This is a genomic window from Streptomyces sp. NPDC051561 (genome assembly GCF_044454195.1).
Lineage (GTDB): Bacteria > Actinomycetota > Actinomycetes > Streptomycetales > Streptomycetaceae > Streptomyces.
Window position 1 is genome coordinate 39,745 of record NZ_JBITDM010000027.1, and the last position, 26,996, is coordinate 66,740.

At 70.1% G+C, this 26,996-nt stretch carries 21 protein-coding genes, 1 tRNA gene and 1 pseudogene; 4 read left to right on the plus strand and 19 right to left on the minus strand.

Going from position 1 to position 26,996, the window contains the following annotated elements; genetic code table 11:
- Positions 1-101: 101 nt before the first annotated feature.
- Both ACIA73_RS36330 and ACIA73_RS36335 read left to right on the plus strand, forming a co-directional pair.
- The gene (locus ACIA73_RS36330) at positions 102-740 is read left to right on the plus strand and encodes a hypothetical protein (protein WP_399443234.1); all 639 of its coding nucleotides are present in this window, start codon (positions 102-104) and stop codon (positions 738-740) included.
- Entirely contained in the window at positions 737-1,780 is a 1,044-nt protein-coding gene (locus tag ACIA73_RS36335) for a nucleotidyl transferase AbiEii/AbiGii toxin family protein (RefSeq protein ID WP_399443235.1), read from the plus strand. The genes ACIA73_RS36330 and ACIA73_RS36335 overlap by 4 nt, the downstream gene beginning before the upstream one ends.
- A 409-nt stretch (positions 1,781-2,189) precedes the next feature.
- Here the strand turns inward: ACIA73_RS36335 and ACIA73_RS36340 are convergent, their stop codons facing one another.
- On the minus strand, positions 2,190-2,819 hold the full coding sequence (locus ACIA73_RS36340) for a class I SAM-dependent methyltransferase (RefSeq protein WP_399443236.1): 630 nt from the start codon (positions 2,817-2,819) through the stop codon (positions 2,190-2,192).
- An 82-nt stretch (positions 2,820-2,901) separates the two neighbouring features.
- Positions 2,902-3,336: a glycine-rich domain-containing protein gene (locus tag ACIA73_RS36345; protein ID WP_399443237.1), complete on the minus strand. Its 435-nt coding sequence runs from the start codon at positions 3,334-3,336 to the stop codon at positions 2,902-2,904.
- Here ACIA73_RS36345 and ACIA73_RS36350 point away from each other — a divergent pair.
- Positions 3,326-3,835: pseudogene (locus tag ACIA73_RS36350) on the plus strand (XRE family transcriptional regulator); the annotation flags it as partial. The gene ACIA73_RS36345 and the pseudogene ACIA73_RS36350 sit on opposite strands and share 11 nt — an antisense overlap.
- Before the next feature lie 370 nt (positions 3,836-4,205).
- On the opposite strand, the gene ACIA73_RS36355 reads toward ACIA73_RS36350, so the two are convergent.
- Both ACIA73_RS36355 and ACIA73_RS36360 read right to left on the minus strand, forming a co-directional pair.
- A tRNA-Leu gene (locus tag ACIA73_RS36355) sits at positions 4,206-4,293 on the minus strand.
- A gap of 96 nt (positions 4,294-4,389) precedes the next feature.
- Positions 4,390-4,863: a hypothetical protein gene (locus tag ACIA73_RS36360; RefSeq protein ID WP_399443238.1), complete on the minus strand. Its 474-nt coding sequence runs from the start codon at positions 4,861-4,863 to the stop codon at positions 4,390-4,392.
- A gap of 174 nt (positions 4,864-5,037) precedes the next feature.
- Here ACIA73_RS36360 and ACIA73_RS36365 point away from each other — a divergent pair, with 174 nt between their 5' ends.
- On the plus strand, positions 5,038-6,387 hold the full coding sequence (locus ACIA73_RS36365) for a DUF2254 domain-containing protein (RefSeq protein ID WP_399443239.1): 1,350 nt from the start codon (positions 5,038-5,040) through the stop codon (positions 6,385-6,387).
- A 93-nt stretch (positions 6,388-6,480) separates the two neighbouring features.
- Here ACIA73_RS36365 and ACIA73_RS36370 read toward each other — a convergent pair whose 3' ends face one another.
- The 15 genes from ACIA73_RS36370 to ACIA73_RS36440 all read right to left on the minus strand — a co-directional run bounded on the left by ACIA73_RS36370 (position 6,481) and on the right by ACIA73_RS36440 (position 26,934).
- Positions 6,481-7,536, minus strand: coding sequence for a sugar phosphate isomerase/epimerase family protein (locus ACIA73_RS36370; protein WP_399443240.1), 1,056 nt, complete (start codon positions 7,534-7,536; stop codon positions 6,481-6,483).
- A gap of 133 nt (positions 7,537-7,669) precedes the next feature.
- A complete protein-coding gene (locus ACIA73_RS36375; protein WP_399443241.1) occupies positions 7,670-9,220 on the minus strand; it encodes an alkaline phosphatase family protein in 1,551 nt (516 codons plus the stop codon).
- On the minus strand, positions 9,217-10,455 hold the full coding sequence (gene eboE, locus ACIA73_RS36380; RefSeq protein WP_399443242.1) for a metabolite traffic protein EboE: 1,239 nt from the start codon (positions 10,453-10,455) through the stop codon (positions 9,217-9,219). Before eboE ends, ACIA73_RS36375 begins: the two co-directional genes overlap by 4 nt.
- 75 nt (positions 10,456-10,530) lie before the next feature.
- Positions 10,531-11,385, minus strand: a complete 855-nt coding sequence (locus ACIA73_RS36385) for a TatD family hydrolase (protein ID WP_399443243.1) — start codon at positions 11,383-11,385, stop codon at positions 10,531-10,533.
- On the minus strand, positions 11,385-12,227 hold the full coding sequence (locus ACIA73_RS36390) for an EboA domain-containing protein (protein WP_399443244.1): 843 nt from the start codon (positions 12,225-12,227) through the stop codon (positions 11,385-11,387). The genes ACIA73_RS36385 and ACIA73_RS36390 overlap by 1 nt, the downstream gene beginning before the upstream one ends.
- A complete protein-coding gene (locus tag ACIA73_RS36395; protein WP_399443245.1) occupies positions 12,224-13,213 on the minus strand; it encodes a sugar phosphate isomerase/epimerase family protein in 990 nt (329 codons plus the stop codon). The genes ACIA73_RS36390 and ACIA73_RS36395 overlap by 4 nt, the downstream gene beginning before the upstream one ends.
- Positions 13,210-14,271 carry an SCO3242 family prenyltransferase gene (locus tag ACIA73_RS36400; protein WP_399443246.1) on the minus strand — a complete coding sequence of 354 codons (1,062 nt, stop codon included), beginning with the start codon at positions 14,269-14,271 and terminating at the stop codon, positions 13,210-13,212. The genes ACIA73_RS36395 and ACIA73_RS36400 overlap by 4 nt, the downstream gene beginning before the upstream one ends.
- Positions 14,268-15,464 carry an inositol-3-phosphate synthase gene (locus tag ACIA73_RS36405; RefSeq protein ID WP_399443247.1) on the minus strand — a complete coding sequence of 399 codons (1,197 nt, stop codon included), beginning with the start codon at positions 15,462-15,464 and terminating at the stop codon, positions 14,268-14,270. Before ACIA73_RS36405 ends, ACIA73_RS36400 begins: the two co-directional genes overlap by 4 nt.
- A 96-nt stretch (positions 15,465-15,560) precedes the next feature.
- Positions 15,561-19,301 carry a ThuA domain-containing protein gene (locus ACIA73_RS36410; protein ID WP_399443248.1) on the minus strand — a complete coding sequence of 1,247 codons (3,741 nt, stop codon included), beginning with the start codon at positions 19,299-19,301 and terminating at the stop codon, positions 15,561-15,563.
- Between the two features lie 231 nt (positions 19,302-19,532).
- On the minus strand, positions 19,533-20,537 hold the full coding sequence (locus tag ACIA73_RS36415; RefSeq protein WP_399443249.1) for a sugar phosphate isomerase/epimerase family protein: 1,005 nt from the start codon (positions 20,535-20,537) through the stop codon (positions 19,533-19,535).
- Positions 20,538-20,548: 11 nt separating this feature from the next.
- The gene (locus tag ACIA73_RS36420; RefSeq protein ID WP_399443250.1) at positions 20,549-21,787 is read right to left on the minus strand and encodes a Gfo/Idh/MocA family protein; all 1,239 of its coding nucleotides are present in this window, start codon (positions 21,785-21,787) and stop codon (positions 20,549-20,551) included.
- A gap of 47 nt (positions 21,788-21,834) precedes the next feature.
- Positions 21,835-22,947, minus strand: a complete 1,113-nt coding sequence (locus tag ACIA73_RS36425) for a substrate-binding domain-containing protein (RefSeq protein ID WP_399443251.1) — start codon at positions 22,945-22,947, stop codon at positions 21,835-21,837.
- A 61-nt stretch (positions 22,948-23,008) separates the two neighbouring features.
- On the minus strand, positions 23,009-24,025 hold the full coding sequence (locus tag ACIA73_RS36430; protein WP_399443252.1) for an ABC transporter permease: 1,017 nt from the start codon (positions 24,023-24,025) through the stop codon (positions 23,009-23,011).
- Positions 24,022-25,515: a sugar ABC transporter ATP-binding protein gene (locus tag ACIA73_RS36435; RefSeq protein WP_399443285.1), complete on the minus strand. Its 1,494-nt coding sequence runs from the start codon at positions 25,513-25,515 to the stop codon at positions 24,022-24,024. Before ACIA73_RS36435 ends, ACIA73_RS36430 begins: the two co-directional genes overlap by 4 nt.
- Before the next feature lie 234 nt (positions 25,516-25,749).
- Positions 25,750-26,934 (minus strand): ROK family protein, encoded by a 1,185-nt coding sequence (locus tag ACIA73_RS36440; protein ID WP_399443286.1) that lies wholly within the window; start codon positions 26,932-26,934, stop codon positions 25,750-25,752.
- Positions 26,935-26,996 lie beyond the last annotated feature (62 nt).

Consider the following 26,996-nt stretch of genomic DNA (forward strand, 5'->3'; position numbering starts at 1 on the left):
CCTCGCCAGGCCCCCTCACCAGGCCACCCCTTCCCCGGGCCAGCCGCCTCACCCCGGATAACCATGTGCCCGAGCGCACCCCCGTACGACATCCTGTCCCGGTGTACGAGAGCCATCTGACCGTGCTGTGCCACGGCGACGAACTGCGCAGGCTGGAGCGCTGGGCAGCCACGCGCCCCGCCCACGTGAAGTTCACCCACATCACGCTGGACCGGGGTCGCACTCCCGACCAGCCCATGCTGACGCTGCGCGGTGCGCGACCGACGTACGCGGCCGAGGTCGCCGCCGTGCGGGAGACGGCGGCGGGGCTGGCCGACGACGGTTTCACCGTGGCCCGTTGGAAGGTGGAGTGTGCGCCCTGGGCGGTCGAAGTACCGCAGGACGACACCGCTGCGGCGGCCGCGCCGCTCGGCATCGGGGACGGGCCCGGCGACGGACGCCACTTCGAGCACCACATGAAACTGCTACTGCCCCCCTCGTACGACCGCGCCACCCTGGTCGCCCTCGCCGAACGCCACGACGCCCATGTCTCCCGAAACGCACGAAGGCAACGGCCCGACGGCCAACAGGAACGATTCATCACCCAGCGCTGCCACCAGGTGGGCAACGACCGCGCACTGGACGCCCTGAACAACCTGCTCGCGGAGCTGGCCGCGTACGAAGTGATCGACGTCGAGCGGGAGTACGTCCTGCTGGACAGCGGACCGGAACTGGACCACGGATGGCTGGAGGCGGCATGACCAAGGAGAACGGCATACCGGACGGCGGCGCACCAGCGACAGGCACCCCGGCGACCGGCACCCCGGCCACCCACCCACCGCAGGATCGCGTCCTGCCGGACCTCCCCCGCTGGTCGCGCTACGAAAGCGCGTCCCCCCGCACCCTGCTGCGCGTGATGAGCGCCGAAGCCGTCCAGAAGGCGGTCTTCGACCCGGCCCTCAAGCAGTACGCCAACGCCTACCGAGCCTCCGACCCCGTCTTCCCCACCCCCGAGGCCACCCGCACCTGGCAGAACGCCAGGTCTCAGGCACTGACCATGGTCATGAACGGTGTGGCCGCATCACCGTGGGCGCGGTCCCTGGTGCTGCGCGGCAGCATGCTGATGGCCCTGTGGTTCGGCGAAGCGGCCCGCGAGCCCGGTGACCTGGACTTCGTGGTCGTCCCCTCCTCCTGGGACATGCCCGAACCCCGCACCGCCTCCCTGCTCTCCGGCGTCGCCGAAGCCGCCGAACAGTGCGCCGCCAACCGCCCCGACGGCCTGCGGATCAACGCCGGCGGAACCGTCTACGAGGACATCTGGACGTACGAACGCGTCCCGGGACGCCGCATGATGCTTCCCTGGAGCGCACCGGGCACCCCCGGCGGCTGGCTCCAGCTCGACTTCGTCTTCGGTGAATCCCTCCCCGAACCCCCGCAGCCGATCACCCTCCCCACCCGCGACGTCCTGCTCACGGCCTCCCCCGCACTCTCCCTCGCCTGGAAGGTGATGTGGCTCGTCGTCGACGGCTACTCCCAGGGCAAGGACCTCTACGACGCCGCCCTCCTCGCCGAACGCCACCCCCTGCCCAACGCCCTCCTCCAGGACGTCTTCCGGCTGGGAGGCGAGTGGCCCGACCCGTCGCACGAGCAGGTCCTCGGCACCCACCTGAACGAGGCCCTCCAGTACGTCGAGTGGAACCACTTCGCTGACGAATACCCCCAATTCGCCGCCCTCGAAGGCGAGTTCACCCACCGCCTCCGCAACGCCCTCGCCCCGACCTTCACCGACGACCCCCGGTGACACCGGACGTCGCCCCGCCACTTCTTGCGCCAACTGCGGCGGGCGGATTCACCGCCTCCGCAAAATCGGCGGCAGCTTTGCAGGGTTCACAAACCGCACGGCCCCGAAGACCGAAAGCACCACGTCGAACGTCATTCGGTCGTACCGGAGTGGGCCAGTACCATCACGTCGGCCTTCATGGCCCGGAAAAGCAAAAAACCCCACGTGAAGTGGGGTCTCAGCTGGTGTCCGAGGGGGGACTTGAACTCTTGCCCCAGGTGGTAGCTAGTTAGTTAGCTGACCTGGGGAAACGTGGTTCGGGTCCCCCTTCGGGGCCCTCAGGGCTTACCCCTGTGACCTGCTGTTTCTGCCCGTTCCTGGCCGCTGTTGGTCATGCGTTGGTCACGTGACCAACGAGCTCTCAAGTGAGTCAGGAAGCCACGGCCCGAACCAGCATTGTCGCTACCTCCGCACCTTGCGGCGGGGCGAGAACCGTGGCGTTCACGTCTCCGAATCCGTGCGATCCGAGGATGTGTACCCACTCATCCGGAGTGTGGTCGTGTCGCATCCCCGCCTTACCGGGCCGGGGTGCCTGGCTGCCTGGGGGAAGGTGGGAGAACGCCAGGATGCCACCCGTAGCCATACGAGCCCGGACCAATGGGAGCAGCTTCTCCGGGTCCACGAACCACACTGCGCCGAAGATCGAAAGCACCACATCGAAGGTCTCGGAAGTAGCAGCCAGGAACGCCGTAGCTTCCGCAGTCCGGAACTGAAGCCCCGCCACGTGACCCCACTCCTGCCGCGCCTTCTCCTCGCGGGCCGGGGCCACGTCCACACCGACGCCTGTAGCCCCCAGCGTCACAAGGTGAGCAAGGTTGCTCCCGACTCCCGATCCCAGCTCCAACACGGATCGGCCCGCCACCGGCCCTAGAACACGCTCGTTCGGCCCGTGGTCGGGGTACTGGGTCCAGTTGAGCCAGGTCGTCTCACCTCGGGCGTTCGTAGTCCTACGTGGCTTACTGCCGACCGCGTATCGGTCCCAGGACTCAGCCAGGGTCATTGCTTGTTGATCCTCTCCATGCGGGAAGGGCCCACCCCCGACGTTCGGGGATGAGCCCCAGCCAATCAGCCGCGAGACGGCGTTACTGCTTCTTCGGGGAGTCGTGACACCCGGCGTGGCACTGGTTGCAGTCCGCCGCGTCCGCCATGCCCCACAGCTCGGCGTCGACCTCGAAACCCGCCGCCTTGATGGCCGTGATGGTCTGGGCCAGCACGAGGGGCTTGCCTGTCTTGGGGTCGTGGCCGTCCACGTCGTTCTCCGTGGCACAGTCGGTTTCGGCTGTTGCGTCAGGGAGTTCCGGGACGTGGTGGATGTACCGGCCGAAGTGCCGGTTGGTGAAGTGGTGGTACGGAACCGAGTCGAGCATGAAGGAGTGCCATGCCTCATCCACAGCCTTCGACGGACCCATGAGGAGATCCGGGTTCTCACCGCAGGTGATCACGAAGGCGACAGCCTGACCGAACTTGCGCTCCGCCAACTCCCTGGTGTTGTCCGGGTCGCGCTGGAGTGATGGCACGGGAGGTCACGACATGGAGCATGCGGCTGACGGAATCACCCAGCCCGCGACCGGAACGGAGACGGCCGCTCCGCGAGCAGGAGAGGACTTCTCTGGCATCTGGCTTTCGCGGTACGAGTTCTTCTCCTCCAGCCGGGAACAGACCTTCACGGCATCCCATCACGTGCTTGTCGTGCACCGAGGCAACCGGCTCACGGTCGAGTCCCTGCCGGGTTCGTCGTCCAATCCGGACAGCCCGATTCATCTGGACCTGACCGTGGACCGGAACGTCGTCACAGGGTCGTGGACTGAGCAGACGGCTGCTGACGGCTACTACAACGGGGCCCGCTACCACGGGGCGATCCAGCTTCTCGTTGAGCCGACTGGCCGCCGCATGGCGGGAAAGTGGGTCGGGTTCGGGAAGGACTTCGACGTAAACACGGGGCCGTGGGAACTGCGGCTTCTCGACCGGTCCACGTCCAAGGCCAGCGTCGAACGCCATTCGGTCGTACCGGAGTAGGCGAGCACCATCACGCTGGCCTTCATGGCCCAGGAGGATCCATCTGAGTGGTCTCCGAAACAAAGGAACACCCCCGCCGATCACAGCGGGGGTGTTCTGGGTTTGTTCGTTAGATCAGAGGAGGGAGCGGAACGGGTTGGGCTCAGGAACGTGATTGGGCATCGGAGACGGTTCCGCAGGAACGGGGGCGCTCTCTTCCAGAGTGAATACGGTGGAGGGGCGGCCTGTCCTGCCGGAGCGTTCCACGGTGACGACGATGCCGGGAAGTGCCTTTCCCTGGACTGATCAGGGTCTCCCGGCTGTTGGTCACGTGGTTGGTCACGCCACAGCCCGGAAAAGCAAAAAACCCCACGTGAAGTGGGGTCTCAGCTGGTGTCCGAGGGGGGACTTGAACCCCCACGCCCGATAAAGGGCACTAGCACCTCAAGCTAGCGCGTCTGCCATTCCGCCACCCGGACAAGGTGTGTGTGGTGGGGGCCGTTTTGCGCTGACCCCTTCCGACATGGAAAACAATACCAGGGGTTCGGGGTCGGTTTCACCTGCATATTGCGTGGTCAGTGACCTGCGGCTGCCTTGTTGGAAGCGATCCAGTCGTCGTTGAGCTGCCAGGCGTACAGGGTGTCGCCGTCCGTGTACGCGTAGTAGAGGTCGCAGCGGTGAGTGGGCTTGTTGCGGGCGTCCTTCGGGAACCAGGAGGCTTGGAGGGAGAGGTCCGCGGGGGCAGCGGGGTGGTCGAGCTTCTTGCAGGTGGGCGGGAGGGAGGCGGGGGTGGAGGAGGCGGGCAGGGTTGCCTTGATGAGGCGGTCGCCGCCGGTGGTCTTCATCGAGTAGGAAATGGTGCGGGCGGTGTCGGGGAGCCAGCGCGGGACCGAGGGGCGGGCCTCCTTGGCGGCGGTGCCGGTGGCGTAGGTGGCCGATTCCTGGTGGCGGCCCTCGTACCAGTCGTGGACGGCGGGGCCTGCGACGAAACCGAGGAAGGCCGCGGCGGCGACGGTTCCGGTGGTGGCGAGGATGACTGCGGTCTTCATGGCGGGAGCTCCGGGACGCACGAGGGGGGCGGATGTGGCGAATGGGGCGGTATGGGTCAATCCTCTCGGGCGATTCGGCCGTACGGGTCAGACCGGAGGACCGTTGTGCGTACGCCTGAGGTGGCATGCGGACGGGTGAGCACCTAGGGGGTCGGGGCCACCTACTGTCGCGGGGTGAGTACTCCACTTGGTTCGCGTTATCGCAGGCCGCGGGCACTTTCGCCGTTGCGGGAGCATCTGCGGGACACCTTCTGGTTCGCGCCGGCCCTCGGGCTCGCGGTGACGTTCGTGGCGTGGGGCGTCGCGGCGGCCGTCGATACGGAGGTCGTTGAGCTGCTGCGGGAGTCTCAGTCGTACGACGAACTGGGGCAGCTGATCGGGATCGCGGAGGACGCGAAGACGATCATTACGACCGTCAGCTCGGCCATGCTGACATTCATCGGCGTGGTCTTCAGCATCTCGCTGGTGGCGGTGCAGATGGCGAGCGGGCAGTTCACGCCGCGGGTGGTACGGATCTTCGTCCGCAGCCGGATCACCAAGCTCACTTTCAGTGTCTTCCTGGCCACCTTCGTGATGTCGCTGCTGGTCATGGCGGCGTACGACGGTGAGGGCGATCCGCGGCTGGTGAGCTCGGTGCCGTTGGTGCAGAGTGCGCTGACCATGGCGATGGTGGCGTTGAGCCTGGCCTTGTTCATCGCGTATGTGAACTCCACCCTGCGGCTGATGCGGGTCGGGTACGTCATCGACCGGATCAGCCGGGAGGCCGTCGCCGTGCTGCGCAAGCAGGAGCGGGGGTGGGAGCGGGGGGCGGAGCTGGGTGAGGAGACCGCGCGGATCGCGTACGAGGGGCGGGCCGGGGTACTGCGGGATGTGCACATCGCGCGGCTGGTGCGGGTGGCGGCGCGGTCCGGGGTGGTGCTGCGGCTGATTCCGCGGATCGGGGACTTCGTGGTTCCGGGGACTCCGGTGCTCGCGGTGCACGGTGGGCGGGCGCCCAAGCGGGGGGCGCTGCGGCGCAGTGTGTCGGTGGGGGTGGAGCGGACGTTTCACCAGGATCTCGGGTTCGGGCTGCGGCAGTTGTCGGACATCGCGCTGCGTGCCCTGTCCCCCGCGGTGAACGATCCGACGACGGCGGTCCAGGCGATCGACCGGATCGTGCAGTTCCTTTCGGTGGCGGTGGGGTTGCCGCTGGGCGCCTTGCACCACCTGGACAAGGGCGGCACGGTGCGGCTCGTGCAGTCGGTGCCGACCTGGGGAGATCTGGTGGACCTGGCATTCAGCGAGGTCAGGATGGTGGCGGAGGGGAACCCACAGGTGTCGCGGAGGTTGATGGCAGGGCTGGACGATCTGGTGCTGCTCGCTGCCGAGGCGGAGAAGGGGCAGGAGGGTGAGGAGGGGTACGAGGACCGGCGCGCGCCGCTGCTGCGGCACCGTGCACTCCTGGTGGAGCTGGTGGAGCGCACGGTGCCTGAGCCCGCCGAGCGGGAGTTCGCGTTGCTGCCCGACCGGCAGGGGATCGGCTGAGCCCGCCGGGGGCGGAGAGGTGGGGACCGGCCGACCCCGGCGTCCTGGCGAGGGGCGGGGATCGGCCGGGCCCCGGTGCTGCGGTGAGGGGCGTCAGCAGTCGCGTTCGCGCAGGGAGTGCAGGTGGGCGCTGGACTTGCGGGCGAAGGCGAAGGACTCGGCGGGCTGGTCGTGTTCGGCCTGCCAGTGGTGGCCGGTGCGGCCCTGGTGGGTGCGGTTGACCGCGGAGATGAAGCGCTTGTAGTCGATGTCGCCGTCGCCCACGTCGGTCATCCGGTAGCCGTCGCGGGTGGCGGTGTCGTGCTCGCCGTCCTTGACGTGGAAGAGCGGGTAGCGGTGCGGCTGCTTGAGTACGTAGCGGAGCGGGTCGAAGGGGGCGGGCGTGCCGTCCACCCGCTGGGAGAAGCGGAACTGGGCGACGTACGCCCAGTAGATGTCCATTTCGAGGTGGACCAGCTTGGGGTCGGTCTCGGCGAGCAGGACGTCGTAGAGGCGGACGCCTGGTTTGTCGGTGGCGAAGGAGAACTCCTCCGCGTGGTTGTGCTGATAGAACTTCATGCCGCGCTTGCGGGCCGCCTCGCCGTACTTGTTGAAGTCCTCGGCGCAGCGCTTCCAGCCGTCGACGGTGGTGCCGTAGCGCCAGGGGCCCGAGGCGGTGCCGATGTGCGGGAGGCCGAGGGCCTGGGCGTCGTCGAGGACCTTGGTGAGGTTCTGGGCGAAGGTGTAGGCGTTCGGGTTGTTGTCGTCGTAGTAGCCGACGTGGCTGCCGATGCCGCGCAGGCCGTGATCGCGGGTGAGGCTGCGGAGCTGGGGCAGCGTGATGGGGCCCGCGGAGCCCTGGGTGTAGCCGGCGAACTCGACCTCGTCGTAGCCGTAGAGCTCCAGCTCGGCGAAGACCTTGGCGAAGCCGAGGGTCGAGACCTTGTCGCGGAGGGAGTAGAGCTGGATGCCGAGGCGGCCGGGGGGCAGCACCGGGCGGCCGCAGCCCTTGCCGCGAGCGGCGGTTGACGGGGTTTCCGCCGCTGTCGCGGAGGTGGCGCCCAGGCCCAGGAGGGCTGCGGCGGTGGTGCCGACCGCGACTGAGAGCATGTTGCGTCTGGAGAGCCTGTGGGTGAGTTCGGGGTCGTTGGCCTTGCTGGAGTGGTTCATGGTCGTGGATCCCCTCGGGTGTGTGATGGGAGCTGGAGTGAGGTGACGTGCTTGCGTGAGGTGAGGTGGGTGGGGCCGGATTCGGCCTGGGCGGATTGTCAGTGGCGTCTGCTTCAGTGGAGTCAGTGGGAAATCAGTGCAGGCCTGCCAGGTGGAGCAGCAGTGCCTTCACTTCGGTGGCCGCGGTGCGGCCGGTGATCGCGTGGGGGGTGGAGCAGAGGATGAGCGGACCTTCGTCGTCGCTCTCGGGGAGGCGGCCGTGGCTGCCGCGAATAGGTGACGGGTCCAGGGGGACCACGGCCATCCGGTAGCGCATGCCGAGTTTCTTGCGGGCGACCGCTTTGGCGGCCTTGAGGCGTACGTACGGGTCGAGCGGGTCGAGGAACAGCTCGACCGGGTCGTAGCCCGGTTTGCGGTGGATCTCGACGAGCTGGGCGAAGTCCGGGGCCCTGGCGTCGTCGAGCCAGTAGTAGTACGTGAACCAGGCGTCCGGGGCGGCGACGGCGACCAGCTCGCCGGAGCGGGGGTGGTCGAGTCCGTGGGCCTTCTTGCCCTCGTCGTCGAGGAGTTCGGCGATGCCTTCCAGGTCGGCGAGTGCGGCGCGGGCCGGTTCCAGGTCCTCGGGGCGGCGTACGTAGATGTGGGCGATCTGGTGGTCGGCCACGGCGAACGCGCGGGAGGTCGTGGGGTCGAGGTACTCCATGCCGTCCTGGGTGTGGACCTCGATCAGTCCGGCCCGGCGCAGGGCGCGGTTGATGTCGACGGCCCGGGAGACACGGGTGATGCCGTACTCGGAGAGGGCGACGACGGTACGTCCCTCGGCCTTGGCGTCGTCGAGGAGGGGGGCCATGGCGGCATCCAGGTCGGCGGCCGCCCGGTGGGAGCGGGGGTCGTCGGGGCCGTAGCGCTGGAGGTCGTAGTCGAGATGGGGGAGGTAGCAGAGGGCCAGGTCGGGGTGGGAGGTGCGGAGGATGTGGCGGGTGGCGTCGACGATCCAGCGAGAGGACACGATGTCGGCGCCCGGGCCCCAGAAGTGGAAGAGGGGGAACGTACCGAAGCGTGAGGTCAGTTCGTCGCGGAGGGAAGGGGGGCGGGTGTAGCAGTCGGGTTCCTTGCGGCCGTCGGCGTAGTAGATGGGGCGGGGGGTGACGGTGATGTCGGTGTCCGCGCCCATGGCGTACCACCAGCAGATGTTGGCCACGGTGTAGCCGGGGTGGACGCGGCGGGCGGCGTCCCAGATCTTGTCGCCCTCGACCAGGCCGTTGTGCTGGCGCCACAGGAGGACCTCGCCGAGGTCGCGGAAGTACCAGCCATTGCCGACGATGCCGTGTTCGGCGGGGGTGGTGCCGGTGAGGAAGGTGGACTGCGCCGCGCAGGTGACGGCCGGCAGGACGGTGCCCAGGGACGCCTTGGAACCGGACTGCGCCAGCTGTTTGAGGCGGGGCATGTGGTCGAGGAGGCGGGGGGTGAGGCCGACGACGTCCAGGACGAGGAGGGGGGTGGGGGCAGGGCTGGGGCTGGGGCCGCTGGAGGGGGGTGGCGCGGGGTGCGGCGCGGACACGGGCTGGGGCTCGGGGTGGCGCTGGGGCTCGGGCTGGCGCTGGGGCTCGGGGTGGCGCTGGGGCTCGGGCCGGCGCTGGGGCTCGGGGTGGCGCTGGGGCTCGGGCCGGAGTGGGCTGGTCATGGGAGTTCCTTCAGGCCGAGGTCCGTCAGGAGGTCGCGTACGAGGGTGAGTTCGGCGGCCGTGCCGTCGGCGAGCTGGGCGCGGGTGCGGGGGCGCAGCTCGGGTGGGAGGGCCTGCCAGGTGTAGGTCTCGACCTCCAGGTGGCGGGTGAGGGGGTGGCCGGTGGGGCCGGCGACGAGGCGGGACAGGACGTCCTTGAGTACGTGGAGGGTGGAGGTGAGTGGCGGGGCGGGCGGGGCGTGGAGGGGGACGTGGAAGTGGGAGCGCCAGGGGGTGTCGTCGGGGAGGGCGGTGCCGGTGAGGGCTTCGGCGAGGTCGTCCGTGCCCAGGAGGGGGGTGGGCCGGTGGTGAGGGTGGCCGCTCGGCGCGGGGGCCGCCGGGGAAGGGGGCTGGGGCCGGGGCTGGGCGCGGGTTTGGTGCAGGAAGCGGGGTTCGGCGAAGTCGGCCAGGGCGGCGCGGACTTCGGGGAGGTGGGGGTGGTCCGCGTGGAGGGCGGCGGAGAGCTGGGCCTTGGCGAGGGTGATGCCCGCGGAGGTGAGGGCGTCCAGGGCGGTGGTCGGGTCTTCGAAGGAGGTGGCGAGGTGGCAGGTGTCCACGCAGATACCGATACGGGGGTGGGCCACCGCGGAGAGGGGGGCGAGGGCGTCGGCGGTGGTTTCGATGGTGCAGCCGGGTTCGGGTTCGAGGCCGATGCGGAGGCTTTTGCCGGTGAGTTCCTCCAGGGCGTCGAGGCGGGTCGCGAGGGTGGTCAGCGCGGAGTGGGCCGTGGCGGCGGCTGCGGGATCCGCGTCGTACGGGGTGCGCCAGGCGAGCGGGAGGGTGGAGATGCTGCCCTCGGTGACGTCGTCGGGGAGGAGGGCGGCGAGCAGGCGGGCGAGGGTGGTGGTGTGGGAGAGGCGCTGCGGGTCGGTCCAGTCGGGTGTGTAGACGCGGTACTTGACCTCCTGCGCGCCGAAGCCTTCGTACGGGAAGCCGTTGAGGGTGACGACTTCGAGGCCGCGCCGGTCGAGTTCGGCGCGGAGGGCGCGGAGGGCAGCAGGGTCGCTGTCGAGGGTGTGCGCGGCGGGCCTCGCCAGCCACAGACCGATGCCGAGGCGGTCCCGGCCGAGTCGTTTGCGTACGGGCTCGCAGTGGTCGCGGAGCTGGTCCATGACGCCGTCGAGGGTTTCGGCGGGGTGGACGTTGGTGCAGTACGCGAGGTGGACGGTCGAGCCGTCGGGGTGACGGAAGCGCATGGTGGGGGTCCCCTTCCGTTCCGGTGTCCGGGGCGGGTGGCGTGGGCGGGGGTGGGCGCGGGGACGAGCGCCGTGTCAACCGCCGCCGCGGAGGATGGAGTTGCCTTCGTGCAGAGGTGGGGGCGGCGCGGCGGGGGCGGCGAGGTGCAGGCGGTCGCTGAGGCCGTAGAAGGCGACGGGGTTGCGCCACATGACCTGGTCGACGTCGTCGGTGGAGAATCCGGCGGCGAGGAGGGCGTCGGCGACCTTGCGGGTCTTGAGGGGGTCGCTGCGGCCCCAGTCCGCGGCGGAGTTCACCAGGATGCGTTCGGTGCCGTGTTCCTTGATGATCGCGACCATGCGGTCCTCGTCCATTTTGGTGTCGGGGTAGACGGAGAAGCCGAGCCAGCAGCCGCTGTCGGCGGCGGGCTTCACGGTGGTTTCGTTGAGGTGGTCGAGGACGACGTGGTCCGGGGGGAGATGGGACTCGCGGAGGACGTCGAGGGTGCGGTGCAGGCCGGTGATTTTGTCGCGGTGCGGGGTGTGGACGAGGGCGGGCAGGCCGTGGTCCACGGCGAGCTGGAGCTGGGTGGCCAGAGCGGTGTCCTCGGCGGGGGTCATCGAGTCGTAGCCGATCTCACCGACGGCGACGACCGAGTCCTTGGACAGATAGCGGGGCAGCTCGTCGAGTACGGGCGTGCAGCGGGGGTCGTTCGCCTCCTTGGGGTTGAGGGCGATGGTGCAGTGGTGGGCGATGCCGTGCTGGGCGGCGCGGAAGGGTTCCCAGCCGAGGAGCCCGTCGAAGTAGTCGAAGAAGCTGGCCGGCGAGGTGCGGGGCTGGCCCAGCCAGAAGGAGGGTTCGACCACGGCACGGACACCGGCCGCGTACATCGCCTCGTAGTCGTCCGTGGTGCGGGAGGTCATATGGATGTGCGGGTCGAAGATGCGCATCAGGACTCCTCGGAGGGCGCCGTGCGAGCAGGGTCGGTGAGGACGAGAGCGAGGACGCGGTGGAGGTCGGCGGGGACCGGACGGCCGGCCGCGTTGCGTTCGGCTGCGTAGTCGGTGAGCATCCGGGCGAGTTCGCTGTCGCCGAGCGCGCGGCGGGCGAGGTCGGCCGCCGCCGCCACGGGGACACCGGTGAACAGGCACTTGAGGACGGCGTGCCGCCAGGCGTGCGGGGGCAGGTGGGCGGCGGCGTACGGGCCGACCGCCGCGGCGACCAGCCGGGTGTCGTTGGCGCGCAGGGCGTCCTCGACGAGTGGCAGCGCCGAGCCGTCGCGCAGGCGGTCGAGGTGGGGCAGCGCCATGAGGACGGCACGGCGTTCGGCGGCGGTGCCGGTGGAGTAGAGGCGCTGCACGGTGACGAACTCGGCGTCCGCCGCGTGGAGGAGGAGGACACGGGCGGCGTCAGCGAGGTCGGGAAGTGCCGTGGTGGTGGGAGCGGGGTGGGGGCGGCCCGGGAGGCCGGTGGTGCAGATGGTGTTGCTGGGAGGTGGGTTCGGAGGGCTGGCCGTACGTGCCTGACAGCGGCGACCGGCCTCGGCGAAGCGCAGTTCCCAGGAAGGGATACGGGGCCGTCCGGGCGGGGGCGGAGAGGCGGGGGCGGGGACGGAAGCTCGTGTGGCGCCGTACCCGTGCTCGTGGGGCGGCGAGGGTGTGTCGTCGGATCGGGATCGGTGTGCGGCGGCAAGCGCTTGGTCCAGCCAGGTGCGGGATGCCGGGCTCAGGCCGGCCAGGAGCGCGGACTTGAGTTGCGCCGGCGTGGCCGACGCCGAGGGATACGTCGTCATGGGGTGACTCCTGCCCGGGGCCCGCCCGAGGTCAGCCCTGCCCCGGGCGGTACGGAGTCCAGGCCCGCCCGGGGCGCGGCAAGGGCCACGTCTGTCCGGGCCGAGGCGGCTTCGGCGGGCCCGTGCGACCTCAGGAACTCCATCGAATCGCGGGCCAGTTGAGGACCCGCATGGGAGTGGCGGGGAAGTTCGACCACGGTCAGACCTCGATATCCGGTGGCTGCCAGGGCGGCCAGGACCGGTGGGAAGTCGATCTCGCCGTCACCGAAGGGGAGGTGCTCGTGGACGCCTCGCCGCATGTCTTCGATCTGTACGTGGCGCAGCCAGGGCGCGGCCTCACGGATGCAGTCGGCGGGCGGGGTCGGCTCCAGGCATTGGCAGTGGCCTATGTCCAGGGTGAGGCCCAGGAGCTCCGGGCCGCCCGTGAGGTGGCGCAGGTGGTGGAAGTCGGCGAGGGAGGCGAGCAGGTGTCCCGGCTCGGGTTCGATGGCGAGCGGGACGCCGTGGGCGGTGGCTGCCGACAGGACGGGTTCGAGTGAGCCGGTCAGGCGTTGCCAGGCGGTTCCGGGTGCGGTGCCCGCCGGGGTGATGCCGCTGAAGAGGTGTATGGCGTGGGCGCCGAGGTCTGCGGCGACCTCGACCGCCGTACGGAGGAGTCCGACGCGGAGCGCCCTGGCGTCCGGGTCTTCGTCGAGGAGGGTGGGGCCGTGTTTGCGGCGGGGGTCCAGGACGTAGCGTGCACCGGTCTCGATGGTGACGGTCAGGCCCAGACGCTCCAGACGGCGCGCTAATTCCCTTGTCCTGGCGGGCAGTTCCGGCGCGAGTGGGTCGAGGTGCATGTGGTCGAGGGTGAGCCCGACGCCGTCGTAACCGAGGTCCGCGAGGAGGCCGAGGGCGTCGTACAGGCGGAGGTCGGTGAGGCCGTTGGTGCCGTAGCCGAAGCGGAGGGGGTTCCCTGGCACAGGTGGTGTCGCGGAGACCGTCATGTGGGGCTCACCTTTCGTGCGAGGCGCCGGGCGAGGGGGGCCATCAGCAGCAGTGCGGCTCCGGTCCCGGCCGCACCGGACCGGGCGGCGAGCCCGGCTTGCAGGGGGATCATGGCGCGGATGCCTCCGCCGACCGCCCGCTGGGTGAGTGGCGGGGACGGGTGCAGAGCCGCGTGAAGGAGGGGTGTGGCGGCGGTACGGAGGTAGACGGCCGCGAAGGCACCGGCTGCCAGGAGCGGGAGCGGATCCCGGACGTCCGCGCCGGGGCGTCGTCCCTGCGTCACCGCCTCAGCAACGGAGCGGGCTGCCCCCTTCGCCGCGGCGCCCACCACGGAGGCCACCGCCCCCGCAGTGGCGAGCGCCGCCAGCGGGGCCCTGCTCGAACCCCCCTGCGCCTCGTGCCGCGACACCTCGGTCACCGCGTACGTATGCACACCCATCACGGCAGCCGTTGGCAGTGCGGCGGCGAGCACGTCAGGAAGCCCGGCGGAGCGCGCGGTCAACGGCACCCCCGGGGGCGAAGGGCGGGACCCCCGGAGCCCACTCCCGCGCCCCGACTGCCGCAGACCCCCCACTCCCGCCGTCCCCACCGCCCCCATCAGTACATCCAGTGCCCGAGCCGCCGCCATCGCCCCCGGCGCCGCCGCGGTGTGCTTGAGCTTGAGGTCGTACGCCCACACGGTGGCCGTCAGCGCCGTGGCCAGCGCGAGCGTGGGCCTGCCCGCCCGCGCCGCCAGGGCCAGCCCTCCGGCCGTCAGTGCGCAGGACGCCGCCAGGGCCGCCCCCGGCGCGATCCGCCCCGAAGGAATCGGCCGGTGCGGCCGTTCCACGGCGTCCTGGGCCCGGTCCGCCCAGTCGTTGAGCACCATGCCCGCCTCGTACAGGCAGAGGGATGCCGCGGCCGCCAGCAACGTACCCCTGTGCGGACGTACGGCGAGGGCGGCCGCTCCGGCCAGCGCGTCACCAGGAACGCTGAACACGGCTGACACCCGCAGGAGTTCGGCCCACGCGGACCCCTGAGCGGACCACTGAGGGGACAGCTGGACGGGGCTCTTCACGCGACCCCCTCCCCCAGCGTTCCCGCGAACGCGACCAGCTGCGCGTACTGGTCGGACAGGGACGCCGAGCCCTCCCCGTCCGGGTCCTTGAAGTAGAAGGCAAGTGCGGGCAACGGTCCCGAGAGGCCGCGTTCCCCGGCCCTCGCAGCCAGCCGGGCCAGGTCCAGCACCAAGGGAGCGGCGAGCGCCGAATCGCAGCCCTGCCAGGTGGTCTGGAGGGTCATCCGGGTGCCGAGGAAGCCGTCGAAGGCGATGTGGTCCCAGGCCGTCTTCCAGTCGCCGAGCGCCGGGACCTCGTCGATGTGGACCTCTCCCTGCGGGAGTTCGCCGAGCGAGTCCGTCAGTACCCGGTTCTTGCCCGCGTTCTTCGCCGCTGCCGCCGCCGGGTCGGCGAGTGCCGCCCCGTCGCCGCCGCCGAGCAGGTTGGTCCCCGACCAGGCCCGTACCGGCAGGGCGCGCTGGACGAACATAGGGGCCAGCACGGCCCGCAGCAGTGTCTGCCCGGTCTTTCCGTCACGTCCGGCGTACGGAATGCCGCTGGCGGCCAACTCCGTTGCCAGTGCGGGGGAGTTCATCCCGGTCGACGGCGTGAAGTTGACGTATGGGCACCCGGCGCGGATCGCCGCCGCCGCATAGAGCGAACTCGGCGCCAGGACGTGGTCGTCCGGCGGCACCGGCTCCGTGGAAGAAACATTGACCACGACCACCCGGGCCAGCGTCCGCCGTGCGCGGAAGTCCGCGATGTCGGCCGCGAACCCCTCGATCAGCTCGGAGTGCGGCCGGGTGTCCCCCGGGAGCGGGCCCCCCTGCCTGATCTCGTCTTCCACCGCCGCCAGTTCGCCCCGCACCGCCGAGGCCAGGCCGTGCGGCAGGACTCCCCCGGCCTCCAGTTCCTCCGCCCGCTTCGGCAGTGGGCAGCTCGCCGTGTCGTGGCCACCGAAGACCAGCGAGGCCAGCGGCGGCAGTCCCGCGTCCGTGAAGGGTCCGGTCTCCGTGACCATGCCGGTCGGCGGGCGCAGACCCGCCACCACGGCCGCCCAGCCGGCGACCGCCGTCGTGGCCACGGAGCCACGGGCCCCCACGAACCAGACTCCGGTACGCACGCCTGCCTGCTCGGCTTCCTCGACTGCGGGATTCGGCACGGGAGCCTCCCTGTCCGTGGGGTCGTAGGTCGTGAATGACGCAAAAGACATATCGCGCGACAAAGCAACAAAAGAGGAGGTAGGGGGGAACGGCGGGCGGGAGGTACGGCGCCTCCCGCCCGCCACCGCGTCGAGGTTCAACACCCCCTAGGCGGAGGGCAGTTCCCTCAGCTGGATGTCCCGGAAGGACACCTGGTCACCGGCCCCGTGGTTCTGGAGCCCGATGTGGCCGTCCTTCAGGCTGCGCGCCGGGTCCGCGTTGGTGAAGTCGTTGATCTTCGCCCCGTTGAGGAAGATCTGCAGACGTTCACCCTGGACCCGGATCTCGTAGCTGTTCCACTGACCCGGCGGGCGCAGCACCCGGTCGCGTTCCTTGAGGTTCGCCGACTTGAAGGAGTAGACGGAGCCGGTGGTGCGGTCCGCCGCGTCGCTCGCGTCGATCTGGATCTCGTACCCCTTGTTGACGGCCGACCAGGGGTCGTCGGAGGCCGGGAAGCCCACGAAGACACCGGAGTTGTCGTCGGCGGTCATCTTCCAGTCCATCTTCAGGGAGTACGACTTGAACTCCTTGGCCTGGTACCAGAGCAGCCCCATGCCGCCCTCGGACCGCAACTCACCACCGGCGACGTTGAACTTGCCGGGGCCCGCCTGCTTCCAGCCCTCCGCCGTCTCACCGTTGAAGAGCGGCCGGTAGCCGGTCTGCGGCTTGCAGTCGGCCTTGACCTGGCCGGCCGCGTAGCGCAGTCCGCCCAACAGGTGCTGGCGGAAGGCCGGTTCGGCGTACGACGCCTTGGTGTGGCCGCTGCCGGTGTAGAAGGAGCGACCTCCCTCGTACGTCTGGCACCAGGCGATCGGGTGGTCGCCCTTCATGGTGCCGCCGGTGTACGTGGTCTCGTCGAGGGTGGCGAGGATGCGGGCCTTGCCGCGCGGGTTGGTGCGGTAGTTGTACCACTCGTCGGTGCGCTCGACGGACTTGCCGAGCGGCGCGGTCGCCGGGTGGCTGGCATCCTCGACACGGGTGGTCGCCTTCTGGATCTGCGGGTGCGAGTCGAAGTACGCCCCCACCAGACCGCCGTAGAACGGCCAGTCGTACTCGGTGTCGGCCGCCGCGTGGACACCCATGTAGGCGCCACCGGTGCGGATGTAGTTCTCGAACGCCTTCTGCTGGTCGGCGTTGAGGACCTCACCCGTGGTCGACATGAAGACCACCGCGTCGTAGCGCGCCAGGTTGCTGGTGGTGAACTGGCCGGCCTCCTCGGTCGCGTCGACCGTGATGTTGCTGGACTTGCCCAGCTCCTTCAGGGCCGCGACGCCCTCGGGGATCGCGTCGTGCCGGAAGCCTCCGGTCTTGGAGAAGACCAGGACGCGCTTGGCGGTCTTGTCGGGGGCGGTGTTCGACAGGGTGAAGTCGTCGATGTCGTAGAGCGCGCCCGCTCCGCCCTTGAAGACCAGGAACAGCTCGGTGGTCTTCTTCGGTACGGCCCTCAGCGGTACGTCGACGTCCTGGAAGACCTCCCAGCCGCCGGTCACCGGGATGGGCGCCGAGCCGAGGATCGGCCCGTTCACCGATCCGGTGCGTACTTCGAGGAAGCCGCCGACCCCGCCGGAGGCCACTCGGGCGGTGAGCTTGGTGGTACCGGTGAGGTTGTAGGGCTTGAAGGAGATCCAGTCGTTGTTGTTGATGTCGCCGACGGTACGTCCGCCGTGGGCGGCCGCCTTGTCGTAGATCCGCGTCCCGGACTCGGCGTTGCGGTGCTCGGCCTGACGCATCCTGGGCTGGAGCTGCGCCTGGTCGTGGGTGGTCAGCGCGGCCTGGCCGCCGCCTCCGCCGTCGGTGTACTCGGCGTCGAAGACCCCGAAGATATTGGCGTTGGGGTCGTGGCCGCCGTCGGAGGAGGTCTTGATGGTGCCGGAGCAGCCGTTGGCCGAGGTGATCGGGTGGCCGTGGCTGTCATGGCCGAGGATGTACGTCACCTTGACCTTGGTGCAGTCGATCGGCTTGCCGCCCGCCTGGTCCTCCGGGTCGGTCACGTTCACCTTGAAGGGGATCTCGTCGCCGAAGGAGAACAGCGTTCCCTCGGCGGGGAGTTCCAGGGTCACCTTGGGCGCGGTGTTGCCGACGACGATGTGCGCACTGGCCGAGCCGGTGCGACCGGTCGGGTCCTTCGCGGTCACGGTCGCCGTGTAGGTGCCGTTCTTCTTGTACGTGTGCGTGGGGTTGGCCTCCGTCGAGGGGGCCGTGCCGTCGCCGAAGTCCCAGCTGTAGGTGAGGGCGTCGCCGTCGCCGTCGGTGGTGCCGGCCGAGGAGAACTGGACCCTGAGCGGGGCCTGCCCGGAGGTCTTGCCGGCCGTCGCCACCGCAACCGGGGAGCGGCCGCCGGTGGCGTTCTCGATCCGGTAGAGCCCGGAGTTCTCGTCGCCGCCGAACCAGGCGGTGCCGTAGTCAAGCACGTACAGGGCGCCGTCGGGGCCGAAGGCGCTGTCCATGACCTGGGTGCCGGTCCACGGGAACGGGTTGATCTTCTGTACGGTGCCGTCCTCGCCCTGCTCGATCCGCTTGATCCAGCGGCGGCCGAACTCGGTGGCGAAGAAGTCGCCGTCGTACGCCTCGGGGAACTTCACCGGGGAGGTGTTGGCCGGGTCGTAGCGGTAGACGGGGCCGCCCATCGGGGACTCCGAGCCGGTGCCGAACTCGGGTACCGAACCGCCGTCGTACGGGATCCAGGCGGGTACCGACGGGGGCAGGTCGACCAGGCCGGTGTTGTACGGGGAGTCGTTCTTGGGGGCGGCGCAGTCGAAGGTGCCGCCGGAGACCTTGGTGGCGAAGTCGTAGTCGACGTAGGGCTGGTTGTTGCCGGTGCAGAACGGCCAGCCGTAGTTGCCGGGCTTGGTCACCCGGGCGAACTCGACCTGTCCGGCCGGCCCGCGCTTGGGGTCCGCCGCGCCCGCGTCGGGTCCGTAGTCGCCGACGTACAGAACGCCGGTCTTCTTGTCGACGCTGAAGCGGAAGGGGTTGCGGAAGCCCATCGCGTAGATCTCGGGGCGCGTCTTGTCCGTGCCCGGGGCGAAGAGGTTGCCGGCCGGGACGGTGTACGACGCGTCGTCGGCGACCTTGATGCGGAGGATCTTGCCGCGGAGGTCATTGGTGTTGCCGGCGCCCCGGCGGGCGTCGAACGCCGGGTTGCGGCCGGGGCGTTCGTCGATCGGGGTGAAGCCGTCGGAGGCGAAGGGGTTGGAGTCGTCACCGGTGGAGAGGTAGAGGTTGCCCGCCGCGTCGAAGTCGATGTCACCGCCGACGTGACAGCACATGCCGCGCGTCGCGGGGACGTCCAGGACCTTCTTCTCACTGGCGTTGTCGAGGGTGCCGTCCGCCTTGAGGACGAAGCGGGAGAGGCGGTTCACACCGTCGAACTTGGCGAAGTCGGCGGCGGTGCCGCTCTCCGGGGCGTCACCGGCGGGGGTGTCCAGCGGGGGCGCGTAGTAGAGGTAAAGGGCCCTGTTCTGGGCGAAGTTGGGGTCCAGGGCGATGCCCTGGAGGCCTTCCTCGTCGTGCGAGTAGACGGGGAGGGAGCCCACAACACGGGTATTTCCCGCCGCGTCGGTCATCCGCAGTTCGCCGTTGCGCGAGGTGTGCAGGACCGAGCGGTCCGGGAGCACGGCGAGCGACATGGGCTCGCCCATCTCCTGCGCGCCCTTGGCGAGGGTGACCTGCTGGAATTCCTCGGCGGCAGCGGGGGCGGGGTCCGCAAGGGGGGCCGCGCTCGCGGCGTGCGGTGCGATGAAGGCGAAGGAGGTGGCGGCCAGGAGGCTGCCGGTGAGGAGGGCGAGCGCCCTCCTGGCTCTGGTGGTTCCTGTGAGGTGTGGGGTTCTCGGGCGTCTTCCGTGCACGGGGTCCTCCGGAATGAAGTGCCGGGCGGAACGGGCGGGTTGCCCCGGTTCGGGGCGGTGGCCCCGGGGTGCACCATCACCCCGGGTCCACTCTTTCCATAGCCACTCTTTCCATGTACGCGTCATGGACGGTAGCCGCGTTCGTACGGAGCCGAAAGGGCTTGCGCAGCAAAGAAGTCGGCTTTGCCCAGAGGGTGGACAAAGTGCGCCCCGCCCCCTTGCGCCGTTCCCCTATTCGCCTCCCCCGAAGGCGGCGTCGAACGCGGCCGTCGGAGGGTCGAAGTCGAAGCGCTTGAGGTGGGCCAGGGCCTCCGGGGCGCCGGAGAGGCGGTCCATGCCCGCGTCCTCCCACTCCACCGAGACCGGGCCCAGGTAGTCGATCGAGCGCAGCATCCGGAACACGTCCTCCCATGGCACACTGCCGTGACCTGCGGAGACGAAGTCCCAGCCCCGGCGCGGGTCGCCCCAGGGGAGGTGCGAGCCGAGGCGCCCGTTGCGGCCGTCGAGCCGGGTGCGGGCCTCCTTGCAGTCGACGTGGTAGATCCGGTCCCGGAAGTCGTAGAGGAAGCCGACGGGGTCCAGGTCCTGCCAGACGAAGTGGCTGGGGTCGAAGTTCAGCCCGAAGGCCGGCCTGTGCCCAACCGCCTCCAGTGCGCGCTGAGTCGACCAGTAGTCGTAGGCGATCTCGCTCGGGTGCACCTCGTGGGCGAAGCGCACCCCCTCCGCGTCGAAGACGTCGAGGATCGGGTTCCAGCGTTCCGCGAAGTCCTCGTACCCCCGGTCGACCATGGCGGGCGGGACCGGCGGGAACATCGCCACCAGGTGCCAGATGGACGATCCGGTGAAGCCGACGACGGTACGGACTCCGAAGGCGGCGGCGGCCCGGGCGGTGTCCGCCATCTCCCGGGCGGCCCGGCGGCGCACCCCTTCCCCCTCGCCGTCGCCCCAGATGCGGGCGGGCAGAATTGCCTGGTGCCGTTCGTCGATGATGCTGTCGCAGACGGCCTGGCCGACCAAGTGGTTCGAGATCGCCCAGCACTTGAGGCCGTACTTGTCGAGGAGTGCGTGCCGGGAGTCCAGGTAGCCGGGATCGCTGAGCGCCTTGTCGACCTCGAAGTGGTCTCCCCAGCAGGCGAGTTCGAGACCGTCATACCCGAAGTCACGTGCGTACGCGCAGACTTGTTCCAGCGGGAGGTCCGCCCACTGGCCGGTGAAGAGGGTGAAGGGGCGTGGCACGAGGAGGCCTCCTAGGACGGTTGGGCCGGCGAATGCGGGGGCTCCGGCATCGAGGGCTGGGGTACGGGCGTGTAGACGGCGTTCTTCTCCGCGCTCTCCTCCACTGCCGCCAGGACTCGCTGCACCTGGAGCCCGTCCGCGAACGAGGGCCGGGGATCGGTGCCCCGCGCGATGGCGGTGAGGAGGTCGCGGGCCTGATGGGCGAAGGTGTGCTCGTAGCCGAGTGCGTGGCCCGGCGGCCACCAGGCCTTGAGGTAGGGGTGGCCGGGCTCGGTGACCAGGATGCGGCGGAAGCCGGCCGTGGTCACGGGTTCGGTGTGGTCGTGGAAGGAGAGTTCGTTGAGGCTCTCCAGGTCGAAGGCCAACGAGCCCTTCTCGCCGTTGAGTTCGAGGCGCAGGGAGTTCTTGCGTCCGGCGGCCATCCGGGTCGCCTCGAAGGAGACGAGGGCACCGGAGGCCATCCGCCCGGTGAAGAGGGCCGCGTCGTCGACGGTCACCTCGCCCCGGGCGGCGCCCTCGGTGTCCGGGTCGGGCCGCAGCCGTACGAAGGTCTCGGTGAGCGCGGAGACGCCCACCACCGGCTCCCCCGCCAGATACTGGGCGAGGTCCACGATGTGCGCGCCCAGGTCGCCGAGCGCGCCGGAGCCCGCCCGGTCCCGCTGGAGACGCCAGCCCAGCGGGGCGTCCGGGTCGACCAGCCAGTCCTGGAGGTAGGTCAGACGCAGGTGCCGCAGGGTGCCGAGCCTGCCTTCGGCGATCAGCGTGCGGGCGTAGCTGAGGGCCGGCACCCTGCGATAGTTGAAGCCGACCATCGCCACCTGGCCCTTGGTGCGCGCCTGTTGAGCGGCTTCGGCCATCGCCGCGGCCTCTTCGACCGTGTTGGCGAGCGGCTTCTCGCACAGCACGTGCTTGCCCGCCGCCAGGGCGGCGAGGGCGATCTCCGCGTGGCTGTCGCCCGGGGTGCAGATGTCCACGATGTGTACGTCGTCCCGGGCGATCAGCGCCCGCCAGTCGGTCTCGGCGGCGGCCCAGCCGTGCCGGTCCGCCATGGCCGTCACGGCCGTGCGGTCGCGTCCGCAGACCGCCGCGAGTACCGGACGTACCGGCAGGTCGAAGACCCTCCCCACGGTGCGCCACCCCTGGGAGTGGGCGGCCCCCATGAAGGAGTAGCCGACCATTCCGATACCGAGCACGGGCGGCTCGGCACGTACTTCGCCCGCCGCGTCCACCTGGTCCTGTGTCCCGTCCATCCGGGTCCCTCCTCGCTGCAGTGACATTTCGGCCTGTCCGGGTGGGATCAGGTGAAGGACTGCGGCAGGTAGTCGTCGACGTTCTCCTTGGTGACGACGGCCGAGTAGAGCGTGATCGAGGACGGTATCTCCAGCTCCGCCATGCCGCCGATGCCCTTGGTCTGGCCGAGTGCGCGGGCCAGGTCGATGGCGGACGCGGACATCGTCGGCGGGTAGAGGACGGTCGCCTTCAGCACCCCGGTGTCGGCCTTGATGGCGTCCATCGCCGACTTGGCGCCGGCCCCGCCGACCATCAGGAAGTCCTTGCGGCCGGCCTGCTCGATGGCCCGCAAGGCGCCGACCCCCTGGTCGTCGTCGTGATTCCACAATGCGTCGAACTGCGGGTTGGCCTGGAGGAGTTGGGCCATCTTGGCCTGTCCGGACTCAACGGTGAACTCGGCTGCCTGACGGCCCACCAGCTGGACGTTCGGGTAGCTCTTGAGGGCTTCCTTGAAGCCCGCGCTGCGCTGCTTGGTGAGTTCCAGGCTGTCGACCCCGGCGAGTTCGATGACCTTGGCCTGCGCCTTGCCCTTGAGTTTCTCGCCGATGAACCGTCCGGCGTTCAGACCCATGCCGTAGTTGTCGCCACCGATCCAGCAGCGGTACGCCTGCGGGTCGGCGAAGACCCGGTCCAGGTTGATGACGGGGATGCCCGCCTTCATGGCCTGGAGGCCGATCGCGGTGAGCGCCTTGCCGTCGGTCGGCAGGATGACCAGGACGTCGACCTTCTTGTTGATCAGGGTCTGGATCTGGCCGATCTGGGCGGCGGTGTCGTTGGAGCCCTCGGTGATGTCGAGGGTGACGTCGGAGTACTTCTTGGCGCGTTCGCGGGCGTTCTCGTTGATGGCGTTGAGCCAGCCGTGGTCGGCCTGCGGGCCCGCGAAGCCGATGGTGACCTTCTTGCCGGGCTTGTCGTCGGCGGCGGGCTGGTTGCCGGCGGCCGGGGCTTCCTTCTTGCTGGGCTCGTTACTGGTGCAGGCGGTGAGGACCGCGGCCGCGGAGACCGCGGCGCCGCCGAAGAGGATTCCCCTGCGGGTGCTTCCGCGGTCCGCGCTGCTCTGTGGCGCGGAGGTGTTCCGCGATGCGGAGCCGTTTCGTGGCAGGAAGCTGTTTCGTGGCATGGCGGTGGAACCCTTCGACTCGGGTGGTCAACTGGCTTGCTGGACGGGGTGGTTGAGCTGGCTACGAGGAGCGTTCGGACGCGTCGCGACGCTGCACCAGCACGGCGGCCACGATGATGGCGCCCTTGGCGATCTGCTGGACGTCGCTCTGGAGGTTGTTCAGCGCGAAGATGTTGGTGATCGTGGTGAAGACCAGGACGCCGAGCACCGATCCGACGACGGTGCCGCGTCCGCCGGTGAGCAGGGTGCCTCCGATGATGGCGGCGGCGATCGCGTCGAGTTCGTACATGTTGCCGTTGGTGTTCTGGCCCGAGCCCGACAGCACGACCAGCATGAACGCGGCGATGCCGCAGCACAGACCGGACAGCAGGTAGAGGTAGAGGCGCTGGCGCCTTACGTCGATGCCGGCCAGCCGGGCCGCTTCCGCGTTGCCGCCGACCGCGACGGTACGCCGGCCGAAGGTCGTCCGGTTCAGGATCAGCCAGCCGAGGAGGGTGACCAGCGCGAAGACCAGGACCAGGGGCGGGATCCCGAGGACGTACGCGTCGGGGACGCCGAGGTCGAGCACCGGTTTCACGGTGACGATCTGGGTCCTGCCCTCGGTGATCTGGAGGGCGAGCCCGCGTGCGGAGGCCAGCATCGCGAGGGTGGCGATGAACGGCACCAGCTTGCCGTAGGCGACGAGAACCCCGTTGACCAGCCCGCAGGCCGTGCCGACCAGGATCGCGGTGAAGAGGATGCCCGCGAACCCGTACTCCTGAGTGGCGACGGTGGTCGCCCACACCGAGGCGAGCGCGACGATGGCGCCGACGGAGAGGTCGATGCCGCCGCTGGTGATGACGAAGGTCATCCCGACGGTGACGACGCCGATGATCGACGCCTGGGTGAGGACCAGCTGGAGGTTTCCGATGTCCAGGAACTGGTCGGGCTTGGTGATGCCGCCGACCGCGATCAGTACCGCGAGGACGCCGAGGAGGGAAAGGTTACGGACGTCGAGTTGCAGCCCGGTGCCCGGCCAACCCCCTTTGCCGTCACGGGGTTTGAGGTCCGTCTGCGCCTGCGCCTCGGACTGTGTCATGAGGCCGTGCTCCCTTCCATCACGAGGTCGAGTACGCGGTGTTCGTCGAGTTCGCGGGCGGGCGCCGTGTGCACGACGCTGCCTTCGCGCAGCACCAGCACCCGGTCGGCCAGACCCAGCACCTCGGGCACTTCGCTGGAGACCAGGAGCACGGCGAGACCCTCGTCGGCAAGGCGGCGGATCACCGCGTACAGCTCGGCGCGGGCGCCGACATCCACGCCCCGGGTCGGTTCGTCGAGCAGCAGCACCCGGCAGCCGCGCAGCAGCCAGCGGGCGAGTACCGCCTTCTGCTGGTTGCCTCCGGACAGAGTGCGGATCCGGGCGTCGGGGTTGTCCGGCCTCAACGACAGCTCGCGGGTGGCCTGTTGGGCGTCTCGCCGCTCGGTGCGGCGGTCGACCCAGCCGCCCCGGGAGAAGCGGGAGAGGGAGGAGACGGAGACGTTGCGGGTGACGGATTCGAGCATCAGGAGCCCCTGTGCCTTGCGCTCCTCGGGGGCCAGCCCTATGCCGGCCCGGACCGCGGCTCGCACGCTCCCGGTGCGCAACTGCCGCCCGTCGAGCGTTACCTGACCGGCATCCGGCTTCCTGGCTCCGTAGATCGTCTCCAGGATTTCGGAGCGCCCCGACCCGACGAGCCCGGCGAGCCCGACGATCTCGCCGGGCCGCACATCGAGGTCCAGCGGCTCGAACTCCCCGCTGCGGCACAGCCCTTGAACCCGCAGCACCGGCTCCTGAGCCGTCCCGGCCCGGTCCCGCTGCTCGGGGAAGACGTACTCGACGTTGCGGCCGGTCATCATCGCCACGATGTCGCGGGTGGGGGTGGTCCGTGCCGGGAGCCCCACGGCCACCGCGCGGCCGTCCTTGAGGACGGTGACCCGGTCGCCGATGCGGCGGATCTCCTCCAGCCGGTGCGAGATGTAGACCACGGCGACCCCGTCGGCGGTCAGCGCGGCCACGATCCGGAAGAGGTTGGCGACCTCGTCGGGGTCGAGGGCCGCCGACGGTTCGTCCATCACGATCAGCCGTACGTCGTGCGAGAGGGCGCGCGCCATCGAGACGATCTGCTGCTGGGCGGCGGAGAGCGAGCCGACCCGCCGGCCGGGGCCGATCTCCGGGTGGCCGAGGCGGGCGAGGAGGGCCGCCGCCCGGGCCCGGCCGGCCCGGCCCCGTACGACGAAACCGGCGGCGGTGAGCTCGTGGCCGAGGAAGATGTTCTCGGCCACCGACAGGCCCTCCACCAGGTCGAGTTCCTGGTAGATGGTGGCGATGCCGAGACGCATCGCCGCGATCGGGGACTTGAGCAGGACTTCCTCGCCGGACCAGGTGATCCGTCCGCCGTCGGGCTGGTGGGCCCCGGCGAGCACCTTGATCAGGGTGGACTTCCCGGCGCCGTTCTGGCCGAGCAGACAGTGCACCTCACCCGGCAGGACCTCCAGGTCGACGCCGTCCAGGGCACGGACGCCGGGGAACGACTTGGTGATGCCGGACATGGTGAGGAGAGGGCCGGAGGGACCCGGGGGTGGTGCGGGTGATGTCGGGTGCTCTGGTGCCATGACGATTCCCCTCGGCGGATACGGCCGTGAGCGGACAGGGCTGTGCCAGGTGCGGGTGTGGCGGGTGTGTCAGGTGGTGCGGGGCTGGCTGGAGTGCGGCGGTGCTGGGTACGGGGTACTGCTGGACAAGCGGTGCTGCGGTACGGCTGTGCGGCTGTACGGCGCCCGGGATCAGGCCGGGGAGAACACGTGGTCGCTGATCAGCCGGGCCGCGCCGATCACCCCCGCCGCCGGGCCCAGTTCCCCGAGCACGATGGGAAGGTTGCCGGTGGCCAGCGGCAGCGACTGGCGGTAGACCTGGGTGCGGACGCTGGCCAGCAGATTGTGACCGAGGCCCGTCACCCCGCCGCCGATCACCACCAGTCCCGGGTTGAAGAAGCTGACCAGGCCGGCGATGACCTGGCCGACCCGGTTGCCGCCCTCCCTGATCAGTTCGAGGGCGGTGGCGTCCCCGGCGGCCGCCGCCGCTGCCACATCGGCGGCGGTGAGCGAACCGGCCGCCTCCAGCCGTGCGGCAAGCTCGGCGGAATGACCGGCCCGGGCGGCGGCCTCCGCGTCGCGGGCCAGCGCCGCGCCGCTGAAGTGTGCCTCCAGGCAGCCCTTGTTGCCGCAGGCGCAGGGGCGTCCTTCGGGCTCGACCTGAATGTGCCCGATGTCGCCCGCGCTGCCGGTGGTCCCCCGGTAGACCTCGCCACCGACCACGATGCCGCAGCCGATGCCGGTGCCGATCTTCACGCACAGGTAGTCACCGACGGAGCGTGCGACTCCGGCGTGCTGCTCGCCCATCGCCATCAGGTTCACGTCGTTGTCGACCATGACCGGGCAGCCGAGTTCCTGGCTGAGCGCCTCCCGTACCGGGAAGCCGTCCCAGCCCGGCATGATCGGCGGCGCGACCGGGACGCCCTCGGGGAACCGGACGGGGCCCGGAACGCCGATGCCCGCACCGTCGAACCCACCGTCGGCGAGCCCGGTCGCCCTCAGCTTCGCCGCCAGGACCAGGACCTGCTCGAACACCGCGACCGGGCCCTCCCGGACGTCCATGGGGTGGTTGAGATGCCCCAGGATCTCCAGCTCGGCGTTGGTGACGGCGACATCGATCGAGGTGGCACCGATGTCCACGCCCAGGAAACGCAGCGCCGGAGCGAGCCGGATGTTGTGGGAGCGGCGGCCGCCCCGGGAGGCGGCGAGGCCGTCGGCGACCACCAGTCCGGTCTCCAGCAGCCGGTCGACCTCGACCGCCAGCTTGGACCGCGACAGATCCACCTGATCACCCAGCTGCGCCCGGGAGTTGGGGCCCCCGTCGCGCAACAGGCGCAGCAGTCGCGCCTGGTGCGCGTTCGCGGGTCGGGCCGTCATGCGCCTCACGTGCCCCCTCCTGCCTCCGCGGCCTGCGCCGCAAGCCTCAACTGGCTTGTTCC